The following is a 13,619-nucleotide window of genomic DNA, read 5'->3' on the forward strand; positions in this document are numbered from 1 at the left end:
ATTGATTAACAGAAGAACCAGTAATCTAGAAAACTATAAATATTTAGAGAAATAAGGAGAAATGTTTCTTCTCCTTCTTTCAACCCTTATTAGTAGTTACCTAGATCAAAAAGAGTTTTTTCAACAATATCCTTCTCTTTTAGTTCTTGTAACTTTTCCAGCCATTCTTCAGGAGTTGTTTTCTTAAGGTATACGTTTGGAAATTCCTTAATAGCATTTACTACACGCGGAGAACCATAAGACCAACTTACGTAACCCGTCTCTCCCTTAGCGGCAGCTCCACTAATTAAATTCAGTGCTTCAGTCACATTAGGTTTTAAGTCCATATTACTGAAATCAGCATTTATTGGTTCCGGAATCCCATTCTTAGCCATTTCCTCTACAACGTCCTCATGAAAGAAATAACTCAATAGTTCTGCCACTTGATCTTTATGTTTGGATTTCGCATTAATAACTAAACCGCCTCCAACTCCTAGAGGTATAACAGGCTTTCCATTAGGTTCCCAGCTTGGGAATGGAGCAAATCCGATATCAAAGTCTGTTTGAAGGTCAGATGCGAGAGACCATGTACCGTCTAATTTCATGGCAGCCTTTCCTTGTGCAAATAACTGCATGCTATCTTCTTGAGAAATAGCATGGGATTTTTTATCGCTAAGATATCCATTATTCCAAAAATCAGAATAACGTTGAACAGCCTCTATGATTTTAGGGTCTGTCCACTTTTTATCTCCGGAGAACAGTTGTTTCGTCCCGTCCGGACCTAATGTACTGTTCACTATGCTGGTGATCCACCAGTTATCACAATCCGCACAATCCGCGGTTCCCCATGCTAGAGGAATCAAGTCCTTCTTTTTAAATTCCTTGATTAGACTTTCCAATTCATTGTAATTTTGAGGAACCTCCCAGTTGTTTTCCTTAAACAACGTCTTGTTATAGACTAGAACCAGTCCTTCGTAGTTCCAAGGAATTCCGATTGTTTTTCCCTCAAAGGCATATGCATTCTTAGCCCATTTGAACATCTCTTTATCATATTGATATTTTTCATAATATTTATCTAATGGCTCCACATATCCCTGCTTAAAACTCTCTTTTGCTACAAAAGGGTCCATTAGGAGTAGATCAGATCCCTCACCGGCAGCTAACGCCGTTTCAACTTCCTTTATAGTTACTTGCTTAATCTTATATTCAGGGTGATCTTTTTGATATAAATCATACATAGTTTGTAAAGCTGAACTTTCTTCCCCCCAGATGGCAGCATCAGGAACCGTTATAACGTTCTTGGATTCTCCTGAAGACTTCGAGCTGCAACCTGAAATAGCCAAAACTATTAATAATAAAACTGAAAGAAACCCTTTCCTTGCATTCCTAATACTCCTCATGATACAGCCTCCTTTTTCTTAAATAAGACATGACATAAACAATCAGAGTTCGATTATATTTTTTTAATATGAATATCAAACTCTATTAAGTTTAAATCGGGGCCATGCATAGAAAACCTGGTATTAAATTCTTCCCATTACCCCTCCTTCATCTGTATAAAAGGTAATTGATTCAATTAAATGCTAAAATTAAGCGTTTACATTGTTATTATATTTGATTATTTTTAAATTTTATACATCTCGAATACATACGTATTTAACAGTTTTACAGGTCAAGCACCAATAATTAGAAATTACTTTCCACCTTTTTCTTATTGTTTTGTAAAAAATAAATATAATAAAGATTTATTTTAATAAATACTGCTCAAGGAAAATGTTAAAAGGCACCCTCCTGTGTGGAAGGTGCCATAATCATTTTAGTTATGTTTGTATTCGCTTTCAAAACAGACTTAACATATTTAAATTTTTATCGAATAATTAGTCTGAATTTCCATTGGTAACCCGACGTAATTTTCGGCTAGACTGGTCGCCGCTGCCTGTGAGGAAGTCACATAATCTAACTCAGCCAGTTGGATATTATGCTCAAAAGAGCTATGTTCAAAGTTACGATGCAGCATGGTAGTCATCCAATAAGAGAATCTTTGAGCTTTCCAAATGCGACGCAGACAAATTTCTGAATAGCGAGTAAGAGTATCCTCCTCACCGGAATGATAATATTCACTCAAGCCCCTTGCCAATACTTGAACGTCGGCTGCTGCTAAATTTAGACCTTTCGCACCTGTTGGAGGAACAATATGAGCTGCGTCTCCCGCGAGGAATAGATTTCCATAGCGCATTGTTTCGCACACGAAGCTTCGCATAGAAACAATATTTTTTTGAATAATCGGTCCATCCAGGATGCTCAAGCCATCCATGTCTCACTTTAAAAGCTTTATAGTTACCCAAATTCGTTTTACAGCTTCGCTTCGGTCACTATAAGAGCTCTATAGTTACCCAAATTCTATTTTCAGCTTTGCTTCGGTCACTATAAGAGCCCTATAGTTACCCAAATTCTATTTTCAGCTTTGCTTCGGTCACTTAAGAGCTCTATAGTTACCTAAATTCTATTAAAGCTTCACTCTGGTCACTAAAGGAGCTTCATAGTTACCTAAATTCTGTTTCAAGCTTCGCTTCGGTCACTATACACGATTGAAATTACCATTTCAGAAAGCATCAACTTAGCATGGAGGTATCTACCACCATGCTAAGGTCACTAATTTATTTTTCTACAGGTTCCCCAGCTTTTCCCCAGTGGGTCTTAGGGATTTCCGTAACGATTACTCTTATATTTTCTTTTGGAGCATCCAAAGTTTCTGAAACGGTATTGGTTACATTACGAATTAACTCTGCTACTTTTTCTTTTGGTCTTCCTTCCATCATTTGCACTTGTATAATAGGCATGATAATCCCCTCTATTTTCGACTTCTTAATCGGTTACGGTGAATGATACTTCTCCAAAACCATCAAATTTTCCAGTAACGATATCACCAAAGTTCAACTTAACGGCAGCCGTAATGCCGCCAGTTAGTATCACATCACCCTTGCGAACCTTCTCACCCTTTCTTGCCAGCATATTGGCAAGCATCGCCACAGAGTGGGCTGGGTGTCCTAGGACTGCAGCTCCAGCACCTAATTCCTTGATTTCACCATTAATTGAAAGCGTTGCGCCGACAAGATCGAGTTCAAATTGTTCCGGTTTTTTCAAGGCTGTTCCAAACACAACCCGAGATGTTGAGGCATTGTCAGCAATGACATCCGGCAACGTAAACTGGAAGTTTTCATAACGGCTGTCGATGATCTCCAACGCCGGGAGAACGAATTCCGTTTTGGCGAGAACCTGTGCCCCTGTAATTCCAGGACCCTCAAGATCTTCCCCCATCACAAAAGCAACCTCCGCCTCCACTTTTGGATGAATCACATCATTTAAGCGGACTTTACCGCCATTTTCAATCAACATATAATCGAACACATATCCGTAAATAGGTTCTTGAATGCCCATTTGCTTCATCTTAGCAAAGCTGGTTAATCCCATCTTAGGGCCAACGATTCTTCTTCCTTCATTTAATTTGCGATTTACGATTTCTTGTTGAACTAGATACGCTTCCTCAACCGACAAATCCGGCTTCAGGCTCACAGTAACCTTCGGAACTTGGCGCCTTTCTTCCTCCGCTGAAACAAGGTAATTGGCTATATCCTTGTATTGACTCATTAACATTTCTCCTCCGTTCTAAAAATGGACACTTACCTGCCCAATGTGTGCAAATCTTGCCGTAAAAGAATCTCCTGTCCGAGCTTCTATCGCTGCCGATAAGGCTCCTGAGAGAATTACTTCACCTGCGCGCAATGGGATATCAAATTCTGATAACTTATTAGCCAGCCAAGCAACACAATTGGCTGGATTGCCTAATGCGGCTGCTCCAACTCCTGTATTCACTAACTCACCATTTTTATAAAAAGCCATTCCGATTAGCTCAAGATCGATGTCTTCAACCTTAACTGGCTTGCCGCCAAGTACATAAAACCCAGAAGAAGCATTATCAGCAACTGTATCGGCCAGTTTAATCTTCCAATCCTTTACTCTACTATCAACGATTTCAAGCGCTGGAACAATATACTCCGTTGCCTGAAGAACATCTAGAGCAGTAAGATTTGGTCCACGTAATTCCTTTTTTAAAATAAAGGCAATCTCCGCTTCTACCTTTGGCTGTAACACTTTCTTGGTGGAAATAAAACCTCCGTTTTCAACCACCATGCTGTCTAATAGATGTCCATAATCCGGCTCATCAACACCTAATAGATTCTGCATGGCCAGGGAAGTTAACCCGATTTTTTTTCCTACAATTTTCTGTCCTTTTTCTACCTTTTTCTTTATATTTTCCAGCTGGACATAATAGGCTTCCTTTACTGTCAGCTTAGAATCCATTGAAGTAAGCGGTACAATTCCCACTAGTGTGGACTCTGCTTCTGCCAATGTTTTAGCAAACTCTTCTATTTTACTGGTCAACTTACTTTCACCCTTTCTAAAGCTAAATTTATATATTTTCATAATTTAATGGTAACGCTTGCGAGTTTCAATTACAACACTTGTGCTATATTCAACTACTAGGCAATGATCAGAAACCAACGCCGCCATCAATTCATTAACTATGCATATTTATATCACTACATAGTTGTTTTGAAGTTGATGGTGATATGTACCCAATTTATTATTAATATTCCGAAAAATATAAATATTATATTGAAAATAAAACCAAAAATGATTATAATCTCTAATTAGAGAACTACGATTACTAAAAGTAAAGTTTATTTTTTGTGAACAGTCAAAAAATAAGAATTATCTCATATTTTGGTAAGCGTTATCAATGAAAATTCATTTTTTAGGAGGAAGAAATATGACAACGATTAATTCTGCCGAAGTTATTGCTAACAGCAAATTTAACCGCTTTCATTTAGGGTTACTATTATGGAGTTTCATCATTATCTTGTTTGATGGCTATGATCTGGTGGTCTATGGAACGGTTGTACCAAGTTTGATAAAGGAATGGAATCTTTCATCGGTAGAAGCAGGAGCAATCGGGACCTATGGGTTATTTGGAATGATGTTTGGGGCAATCTTTTTCGGTACATTAGCTGACCGTATCGGCAGAAGAAACGTGATTGCAATAACATTAGTACTGTTTAGTTTATTTACATTCCTTTGCGGCTTTGCTAAAACCCCTACTACTTTCTCAACCTTTCGTTTCTTAGCTGGCTTGGGTTTGGGTGGTATCATGCCAAATGTTATCGCACTATTAATCTGATTATGCACCGAAAACAATGAGAAGTATGATTGTAAGTATCGTATTATGTGGATATTCTGTTGGGGGAATTCTTGCTCCCTTAATTGGGATCTTCCTAATGCCAACATTCGGATGGGAAGCAATCTTCTGGTTTGCGGGTGTTCCTCTACTATTTTTGCCAATCATGTATAAACAGCTGCCCGAAACAGCCAGCTATCTTATTCGTACAGGTAAAAAAGAAAAATTGATTGCAACCCTTGCTAAAGTAAGTCCAGAATCGCATTTTAGTCAAAATGATGAGGTTATCGACTTAAAAACGCAAGGAACTAAGGTTCCTATAATAGGATTATTTAAAGAGAACCGAGCCTTCAGTACGGTTATGTTTTGGACAGCGTTTTTCAGTTGTTTATTGATGGTTTATGGTTTGAATACTTGGCTTCCAAAATTGATGATGGAAGCAGGTTATGGATTAAATTCAAGCTTAGGGTTTCTCATTGCCCTCCAAGGCGGAGCCATTATCGGGACACTCATAATCGGACGACTTTGTGATAAATACGGTTCAAAAAAAATGCTTGTTCCGATGTATGCCTCAGGCGCCGTGGCTCTGACACTTCTAGGATTCGGAGGAAATACACTAGTAATCTATCTATTAGTAGCTATTGCCGGGGCTGCAACCATTGGTGCACAAAATATTGTTCAAGCATACGTTTCTCAATACTACCCGCCATCTATAAGATCTACAGCATTAGGGATGGCTTCTGGAGTCGGCAGGACCGGTGGTATGCTCGGTCCCCTATTAGGAGGATTCCTATTATCCGTTTCTTTACCCATTCACTTAAACTTTATCGCCTTCGCGATTCCTGGCTTGATTGCAGCCGCCGCCCTCTTCATGGTGCCTATCAAAAATGCCTATCAAAATGAAAACGATGCCAAAGAAGAAATAACTAAAGTTCATGTAAGTTAATGGATTAAAAGAGTCTCCCCTTGTAAAAAGGGAGACTCTTTGCATTTTTAAAAACGATTAAGTTATCAAGGACATTAGAAAAACAACTTACACTTCCATTATCCAATTCCGAAGAGTATTTTTGATAGATAAACTACAATCGTAACAGTAATACCGCTTAAGATAGTAGTCAATAGGACTGCTTGTGAGGCATACTCTGGGTAATTATCATATTCAAGTGCCAGTAAAGCACTATTTCTTGAAGAAGGAAATGAGCTGGCAATAAATAGTGCCTGAGCAGTTATCCCTGTTAATCCAAGACAAAATATAACTACTAACCCAATGAGAGGAGAAATAATCAGCCGGCCGATTACAATCCAAACTATGGGTCTAGAAATTCGTGTAATTTTTAAAAATGCCACTTGAGCTCCAAGTGTGACGAGGGCAACTGCCAAAAACGCATTTGATGAATTTTCAATGGGCCTCCACAAAAATGGAGGGATTTCAATATGGAGCCATTTCAACAATATCGCCAAGAATAATGCGTAAATAACCGGAAGACGGATAATTTTTCGTATGATATCTCTACCGCTGCTTTGGGCAGAAACACTGTTGAAGAATCCATATGTAAAGGTAAGGAGATTCTGAAAAATAGAAATAATAATTTGTATCGACATACCAGCAGGATTAGCGGCAAAAACTAGTTCACTTACAGGGAGACCATAATTACCAGAATTACTCAAAACCATGCTGTTATTAAAGGTCGCTGTCAGCTTACGGTCAAACTTGTTCACTTTTGCAATAAACATACTGGTAAGGATAAGGAGAATATTAAAAACTATCAAAAATACTAATGTTTGGCTAATTAACTCACTTGACATTTCGCTCTCATAAATATTTACAAAACAAACCGCTGGCAATAAGAAATACACCGTCAATGTTGACAGTGTAGATAAATCCATCCTTATTAAACGCTGCAGTATAGCGCCTGCCCCAATTAATAGAAATATCGGAAAAATGATATCCAACAAGATATGAAACAAAATATTCATACAACTTACCTTCTCTCCATCTAATGAAAAAAAGGAAAAATGCAGTTTATTAAAAAATAAAATGCATTTTCCTATTTCTTATACCACCTGATCATTAAAATAAATTACCTCAGATAGAATCTTACAGCCTAATACATTATTAAAAACTTCTCTCGCTTCTTCTTCTGAATTAAATTCAAACATTGAAATATTGTTTCCCTTTGAATAAACAGTGATTATCCACATAACATTCATCTCCACTCTATTTTAAAAAGGAATAATTGATAAACCAATAGCGAAAACAATCATTACCAATGTCGAACCACAGGCCCATTTTAGGAATGTACGCTGTAATTCCCCGAAATCTTCTCCAACCAAACCGACCAATAAGTACGTTGAAGGTACAAGTGGGCTTAATAAATGGACAGGCTGCCCCAATAACGACGCTCGGCCAATAAACTCAGGATCTATTCCATATACACTTGCGGCTTTGGCAATCAAGGGCAAAACCCCATAGTAAAAGGCATCATTTGACATAAAAAACGTTAAAGGTGCACTAATGATCGCCGTAATAAGTGCAAACTGAGAACCCAGTACATCTGGAATATATGAAATCATGGTGTTAGCCATGGCGTCAACCATTTTCGTTCCTGAAAGAATACCAGTAAAAATACCTGCGGCAAATACCATCGAAACTACCGATAACGCATTATCAGCATAATTTGCAACACGTTCTTTTTGATCACTTATTTTTGGATAATTTAGCGTAATCGCTAATGCAAATCCAAGCATAAACAATACGGTTGTTGGCAATACTTCTTTAATTAACGCTACTAAAAGAAGGATTGTAATGAAATAGTTAATAAAGATTAGCTTTGGGCGTTTTAGGTAAACGTCCTCAGATGTTGCCGCCGTCATAGCCATCGTATCGTAATTCACTTGAAGTATTCCGATTCGTTTCCGTTCTTTTCTCCCAAGACAGTAGGCCATGAACAATACGAACAATATCCCTCCCGCCATGCTAGGTATAACCGGAGTAAAAACATCTGACATCTCAAGATTTAATGCCGTCATGGCTCTAGCAGTAGGTCCGCCCCATGGAAGGAGGTTCATAACACCTGAAGCAGATACTGCAATTCCTGCAAGGATTAATGGTTTCATGCCAATACGCTTATACAAAGGCAGCATGGCAGAGATGGTAATGATATAAGTTGTTGTTCCATCCCCGTCAAGGGATATTAATAGTGCAAGGACTGCAGTACCAATAGCTATTTTTACTGGATCTCCCTTTACTATTTTTAAGATGGTAGAAATAATAGGATCAAATACTCCTGCATCAATCATGATGCCGAAAAAGAGAATAGCGAACAAAATCATAATTCCCGTTGGAGCAACACTTTTTATGCCTTCAAGCGCCATTGGCCCCATTTCCTTACCAAAACCGCCAAGCAATGCAAAAATGACAGGAATCACTATAAGGGCAACCATAGCGGGAAGCCGTTTCGTCATAATCAAAATCATAAAAGTGATAATCATTAAAAACCCTAATATTGCAAGCATCGTCTTCACCTCTTTTGTTTGTAAATTAAATATAATCAAAATATTCAGTTGTGAAAACGTTACCAAAATAAAGTTATTAACGTAAATAAAATTGATTTTGTACATATTGTTCATATGAGGGTAATTTTTCCAAATGGAGATAACGCTTTGAGGATTACGAGAAATAAAGATGTAAATAACAAAAGGGGGGCGCTCCCCCCCTCTTACAACACTGAATAATATTTCCTTTCCGGTCTTCCTACAATTCCATAAACCACTTCTGCTCTTACTTCCTGATTGGAGGAGAGATATTCCAAGTACCTTCGTGCAGTTATCCGGGAAGCACCAATTTCCTTCCCTACCTCTTCTGCAGAAAGTCCCTCTCTTCTATCGTGGAAAACAGCCTTAACTTTTCCTAAGGTAATTTCATCAATTCCTTTTGGCAATCCCGCGCTCTTTGTTGGTGCTTCACTTTTCCCTTTACGGAATAGCAAATCTACATAATTCTGATTTACTTCTTGTGCGGCTGAAAGAAGCGCATGTTTTTTTATATAATCCTGAATAACTTCATCAAATCTTTCCCTGCTTACTGGTTTGATTAAGTAATTCTCAACACCATAGCTTAATGCTTTTTCAAGGAATACTTTGTCAGTCGCTGCTGTTATCATAATAATACTGACCTTAGGGAAATTCTCCCGGATCGTAGGGAGTAACTCAGAACCAAGCCTATCCGGCATATACACATCTAGAAGCAGTAAATCTGGGGTTTTCTGCTCTAATAATTGCAATGTTTGCTCACCATTCAATGATTTGCCAACTACCTCTATTTCCTTAAACTTTTCTAAAAATTTCTCATGTATATCAGCTATTCGAAAATCGTCTTCCGCTATAGCCACTTTTATCTTATCCAACATTCTCATCCCCTTGCACATTCTTCGGAAGATAAACGGTGAAAACAGTTCCGCTTTCTGGATTGCTTTGCACCTCGATAATCCCATTTAACTCCAATACTGCCTCTTCAGCATTTGATAGGCCATATCCCCTTGGCTCAGTGCCATTCTTAGAGGTATAACCTCTTTCAAAAAGAAAGGGAATTTCTACATCACTTATCCCTTTGCCATTATCTGAAATCTCAAAAATAATATCTCTTCCAATATCTGTAGCGAAAAACTTAACCGTCGGATTCTCGCATTCATAGACGGCTTCAAAGGCATTATCTAGTAAGTTTCCAAGGATCACGATCAAGTTTGATAGTTTAACATGGGACGGTAAACTATCCAAATAGCTATCTGGATTAATCTCAAACTTAATTTTCCTTTCTGATGCTCTTCCTAATTTACCTAACAGGATCGCCTGCACTTTTGAATCTTTAATCTGGTTAAAAACGACTGAATTCTGAAATTGTAAGGTTTGTGTCTCACTTTGTATCATAGCGATTGCTTGGTTGTATTCACCGAGCTGAAGAAGGCCCAATAAAACATATAATTTATTGGTAAACTCATGCGTTTGGGCACGAAGATCTTCCGAATAACTTTTTACTTCGGATATGGTATTTAACATTTGCTTAATTTCTGTTTTATCACGAAAAGAAGCCACAACCCCATTAATACCTGTTTCATCGATGATTGGAGTACAATTAACGATAACCGTTTTATCTTTCCAGACCATTTCTATATCGTTTTGGGCGTTTCCTGACCTTAAAACCTCATACAAATAATTTGAAGGAAAAAGTCCATCCACTTTCATATTTTTGACTGTTCCCTGAAGCTGCAGAAGCCTCTTCGCCTTTTGATTCATCATGGTAATGCAGCCTTTATTATCTATCGCTAAGATACCTTCTTTTACCGCATGCAGGACAGCGTTTTTCTCTTTATAAAGAGTTGCAATTTCGTAAGGCTCAAGCCCCATTGTATCCCTGCGGATGTTGCGTCCTAGTAACATACTGCCTAGAAGGGATATTAAAAGGGCGAAGAAAGAAACAATGAGCACTCTCGTGATGTTATTTATAATTTGCTGGTGCACATCTTCAAGGAGGAAGCCGACAGAAACAATTCCGATTATCTCCCCCTGATGATTAAAAATAGGAGATTTCCCTCTAATAGATGGCCCAAGTGAACCCTCTGCCTTTGAGATATAATATTCCCCATTTTTTAGCGCCCTTTCATTATCTCCGCCTTTCATCTTTTGCCCAATTTTTTTAAATCTAGGATGCGCATATCTCGTTCCGTCTATATTTCCGATGACTACAAATTCCGCACCGGTTTCTTTTCGAATTTTTTCCGCTATAGGCTGGATCGTTTTAGAAGGGTCGTTCGTTTGGAAAGCATCGATAATAGTCGGGATAAATGAAACGGTTTTCGATAATTCCAATGCGAGCCTTCCCTTGTTTTCTTCTATTTGTTTACTTTCCATGTAACTATAAAATCCTGTCATTAGCAGGATTAATAATAAACTTAGCGAGAGAACCAGCCCGAATATTTTTGTTTGCAGGGTAACCTTTATTGACTTCAGGCAGAAAACCTCCTATTAGATTAAATTCTTAGTTGCTTTGCTTGAAACGATATATACTCGTTCTGGCCGGCCTACTGTTCCGTATGATAAATCAGCTTCAATACTTTCATTAGATACTAAATGTTCAAGGTACCTTCTTGCGGTGGTTCTGCTTACACCTATTTCTTTCGCAACACTCTCTGCTGTTAGTCCATATTCAACCTTCCCGAGAACCTCCATCACTTTTTCAAGTGTTAGTGGGTCGATTCCTTTTGGGAGGTAAGACCTTTCGTTACTTGCACCATCAACTTCTTTTCGTAAAAGCTTGTCTACCTGCTGTTGTGTCACATGAATGTTTTCTTTCCCTAATTGTAATACCTTTGTGTGATAATCCTTATATCTCAGTAACGATTGTTTAAAGCGGTCAAAAACGACCGGTTTGATAATATAATCGAATACACCAATACTAATAGCCTCTTGGACTTGATTGATTTCTTTTGTTGCTGTAATCATAATAACATCCATTTGTTTGGTTTGCTGTTTTGTTTCCTTTAATAAGTCCAGTCCATTCATGTCAGGAAAATACACATCCAGCAAAAGTAAATCCGGCTTCAAGATATCAATTAACGTTCTTGCCTCAAGATAACTTGCAGCAATTCCTACTGTTTGAAAGCCTTCAATCTGTTCAATATAACGTTTTTGAATCTCTGCTATCCTCAAGTCATCCTCAATAATTAACAATTCGATATCCCTGTTCCCCATCGCGTACATCCCCCATGCTTTTTGGAATCGCCACTGTGAAAATCGTACCTTCTCCCACATTAGATGAAAAGGTGACATATCCACCTAAACTATTAATTGCATTTTGAACTAGACTCAGTCCAATTCCGGCATTACTGTTCTTGTCCTTTGTGGAAAAGCCTTCTTTAAATATCTGGCCGTTATCTTTACTGTCTATTCCTTTTCCATTATCTTCTACCTCAATAATTAACTCTTTACCAAGGTCGGTCAAAAATAGAGATACTCTTTTTTCACCATTATTTTCTTTCACAGCTTCAAAAGCATTATTAACAAGGTTGCCAATAATAGTTACTAATGAATCTCTGCTGATTTCATGTGGGATATCTTTAAAGCTGCTCTCTCGATCTATTAAAAAATTAACCTTCAATTCGCTTGCTAGACTTACCTTTCCTAATATAAATCCAGCAATAATTGGATCGGGTATTTCCTTCATTAAAAATTGAATGAATCCCTGGGTGACATCCACTTCTTTGGAGATAAAATCAATGGCTTCCTTATAAGACCCAAGTTGAATCAAGCCTAGAAGGGTATAAAGACGATTGGAATATTCGTGGGTTTGAGCACGCAAACCTTCTGCATAAGCTTTTACATGGGATAATTCCTGAAGTAACTGCGCCAGCTCAGACTTATTACGTAAACTCGCGACTGCCCCAATCACATCACCTTTCTTATTAAAGATCGGAATCCGATTTGCTAAAAATACATCCCCAAATATGATAATTTCCTTATCATATTCAGCCTTCCCCTTTCGAACAACTTCAAGTAGATTCGTATTTTCTATGACCTCTTCAATTCTTTTTCCACGGAGCAGCGTCTCATTGGGTACCCCTAAAATTTTATGAGCTGTTTCATTCACTACGGTAATTCGTCCATCGGTATCGATTGCAATGATCCCTTCATGAATGGACTCCAAAATGGCATGTTTCTCTTGGTACATCCAGGCAATTTCTTTCGGTTCTAATCCAAACATCGCTTTTTTTATATTTAAAGAAATGAGCAATGCAGCTAGTAATCCACCAATTAAAATAAGAAGTGTAGCAAAAAAGATTTTTTTCTGTATTTTTACAACTTCCTTTTCAATATCCGTTTGGAGATAACCGACAGAAACTACTCCAATAACTTCTCCCTGATGATAGATTGGTGCTTTTCCTCTTAGAGAAGGACCTAGAGTCCCGGTAGATTCTGATATGACAGGTTCCCCTTTAAAAACAAGTCCATTATCTCCCCCAACCATTTTTTGTCCTAAACGCTTCGGATTGGGATGCGAGTATCTGATTTCATTCGTATTCCCGATAACAATAAATTCTGCCCCAACCTGTTTCCGAATGCTTTCTGCGATCGGCTGGATAGCAGCGGCAGGATTTTCCGTTTGAAATGCCTCCTGGATACCAGGCATATTTGCAATGGATTGAGCCACAGATAAGGCTTTAGAACCTATTTCATGTTTAAGATTGGTTTCCATTATATTTTTAAAAGTAACCTCAAAAATAACTCCGATTGAGATAATTAGAAGAAGAATGACTAGCATTAATTTTGAATGTAACCTCACTCAATCACCTCCATTCTTATTATAGTAAAAAAACTCCTTAAATAAAGGAGTTTTCGCATTATTAAAAAA

The 13,619-nt window shown here is 38.0% G+C and carries 13 protein-coding genes and 1 pseudogene; 2 read left to right on the forward strand and 12 right to left on the reverse strand.

Annotated elements, in window-relative coordinates:
* Positions 1 to 89: 89 nt before the first annotated feature.
* The 5 genes and pseudogenes from ACIQAA_RS25925 to ACIQAA_RS25945 all read right to left on the reverse strand — a co-directional run bounded on the left by ACIQAA_RS25925 (position 90) and on the right by ACIQAA_RS25945 (position 4,422).
* Positions 90 to 1,379, reverse strand: coding sequence for an ABC transporter substrate-binding protein (locus ACIQAA_RS25925; protein WP_402625609.1), 1,290 nt, complete (start codon positions 1,377 to 1,379; stop codon positions 90 to 92).
* A gap of 458 nt (positions 1,380 to 1,837) precedes the next feature.
* Positions 1,838 to 2,272, reverse strand: a pseudogene (locus ACIQAA_RS25930) (FAD-dependent monooxygenase); the annotation flags it as partial.
* 364 nt (positions 2,273 to 2,636) lie between these two features.
* Positions 2,637 to 2,819 carry a 4-oxalocrotonate tautomerase gene (locus ACIQAA_RS25935; RefSeq protein WP_179599365.1) on the reverse strand — a complete coding sequence of 61 codons (183 nt, stop codon included), beginning with the start codon at positions 2,817 to 2,819 and terminating at the stop codon, positions 2,637 to 2,639.
* A 25-nt stretch (positions 2,820 to 2,844) separates the two neighbouring features.
* Positions 2,845 to 3,633: a 2-keto-4-pentenoate hydratase gene (locus ACIQAA_RS25940; RefSeq protein WP_402625611.1), complete on the reverse strand. Its 789-nt coding sequence runs from the start codon at positions 3,631 to 3,633 to the stop codon at positions 2,845 to 2,847.
* Between the two features lie 12 nt (positions 3,634 to 3,645).
* Entirely contained in the window at positions 3,646 to 4,422 is a 777-nt protein-coding gene (locus ACIQAA_RS25945; protein ID WP_402625613.1) for a 2-keto-4-pentenoate hydratase, read from the reverse strand.
* Between the two features lie 388 nt (positions 4,423 to 4,810).
* On the opposite strand from ACIQAA_RS25945, the gene ACIQAA_RS25950 reads away from it, so the two are divergent.
* Positions 4,811 to 5,218, forward strand: coding sequence for an MFS transporter (locus tag ACIQAA_RS25950; RefSeq protein ID WP_402625614.1), 408 nt, complete (start codon positions 4,811 to 4,813; stop codon positions 5,216 to 5,218).
* A gap of 25 nt (positions 5,219 to 5,243) precedes the next feature.
* Positions 5,244 to 6,161, forward strand: a complete 918-nt coding sequence (locus ACIQAA_RS25955) for an MFS transporter (RefSeq protein ID WP_402625616.1) — start codon at positions 5,244 to 5,246, stop codon at positions 6,159 to 6,161.
* 98 nt (positions 6,162 to 6,259) lie between these two features.
* On the opposite strand, the gene ACIQAA_RS25960 is transcribed toward ACIQAA_RS25955, so the two are convergent.
* From ACIQAA_RS25960 to ACIQAA_RS25990, 7 genes are all read right to left on the reverse strand, one after another.
* Positions 6,260 to 7,192, reverse strand: coding sequence for an AEC family transporter (locus ACIQAA_RS25960; RefSeq protein WP_402625618.1), 933 nt, complete (start codon positions 7,190 to 7,192; stop codon positions 6,260 to 6,262).
* A 78-nt stretch (positions 7,193 to 7,270) separates the two neighbouring features.
* Entirely contained in the window at positions 7,271 to 7,417 is a 147-nt protein-coding gene (locus tag ACIQAA_RS25965; RefSeq protein ID WP_402625620.1) for a hypothetical protein, read from the reverse strand.
* 21 nt (positions 7,418 to 7,438) lie between these two features.
* Positions 7,439 to 8,845: a CitMHS family transporter gene (locus ACIQAA_RS25970; RefSeq protein ID WP_402625622.1), complete on the reverse strand. Its 1,407-nt coding sequence runs from the start codon at positions 8,843 to 8,845 to the stop codon at positions 7,439 to 7,441.
* Between the two features lie 89 nt (positions 8,846 to 8,934).
* Entirely contained in the window at positions 8,935 to 9,621 is a 687-nt protein-coding gene (locus tag ACIQAA_RS25975; protein ID WP_307196083.1) for a response regulator, read from the reverse strand.
* Positions 9,614 to 11,122: an ATP-binding protein gene (locus ACIQAA_RS25980; protein WP_402625624.1), complete on the reverse strand. Its 1,509-nt coding sequence runs from the start codon at positions 11,120 to 11,122 to the stop codon at positions 9,614 to 9,616. The genes ACIQAA_RS25975 and ACIQAA_RS25980 overlap by 8 nt, the downstream gene beginning before the upstream one ends.
* A 114-nt stretch (positions 11,123 to 11,236) precedes the next feature.
* Positions 11,237 to 11,962 carry a response regulator gene (locus ACIQAA_RS25985; protein WP_402625626.1) on the reverse strand — a complete coding sequence of 242 codons (726 nt, stop codon included), beginning with the start codon at positions 11,960 to 11,962 and terminating at the stop codon, positions 11,237 to 11,239.
* Complete coding sequence (locus tag ACIQAA_RS25990) at positions 11,928 to 13,550, reverse strand: ATP-binding protein (RefSeq protein WP_402625628.1); 1,623 nt, start codon at positions 13,548 to 13,550, stop codon at positions 11,928 to 11,930. The genes ACIQAA_RS25985 and ACIQAA_RS25990 overlap by 35 nt, the downstream gene beginning before the upstream one ends.
* Positions 13,551 to 13,619: the final 69 nt, after the last annotated feature.

The organism is Neobacillus sp. NPDC093182 (assembly GCF_044754045.1).

Excerpts from the sequence above, each read along its gene's own strand:
- ACIQAA_RS25935 (WP_179599365.1), bottom strand. The coding sequence starts at position 2,819 with ATGCCTATTATACAAGTGCAAATGATGGAAGGAAGACCAAAAGAAAAA.
- ACIQAA_RS25925 (WP_402625609.1), bottom strand. The coding sequence starts at position 1,379 with ATGAGGAGTATTAGGAATGCAAGGAAAGGGTTTCTTTCAGTTTTATTA.
- ACIQAA_RS25980 (WP_402625624.1), bottom strand. The coding sequence starts at position 11,122 with ATGGAAAGTAAACAAATAGAAGAAAACAAGGGAAGGCTCGCATTGGAA.
- ACIQAA_RS25960 (WP_402625618.1), bottom strand. The coding sequence starts at position 7,192 with ATGAATATTTTGTTTCATATCTTGTTGGATATCATTTTTCCGATATTT.
- ACIQAA_RS25985 (WP_402625626.1), bottom strand. The coding sequence starts at position 11,962 with ATGGGGAACAGGGATATCGAATTGTTAATTATTGAGGATGACTTGAGG.
- ACIQAA_RS25970 (WP_402625622.1), bottom strand. The coding sequence starts at position 8,845 with ATGAACAATATGTACAAAATCAATTTTATTTACGTTAATAACTTTATT.
- ACIQAA_RS25940 (WP_402625611.1), bottom strand. The coding sequence starts at position 3,633 with ATGTTAATGAGTCAATACAAGGATATAGCCAATTACCTTGTTTCAGCG.
- ACIQAA_RS25955 (WP_402625616.1), top strand. The coding sequence starts at position 5,244 with ATGATTGTAAGTATCGTATTATGTGGATATTCTGTTGGGGGAATTCTT.
- ACIQAA_RS25950 (WP_402625614.1), top strand. The coding sequence starts at position 4,811 with ATGACAACGATTAATTCTGCCGAAGTTATTGCTAACAGCAAATTTAAC.
- ACIQAA_RS25965 (WP_402625620.1), bottom strand. The coding sequence starts at position 7,417 with ATGTGGATAATCACTGTTTATTCAAAGGGAAACAATATTTCAATGTTT.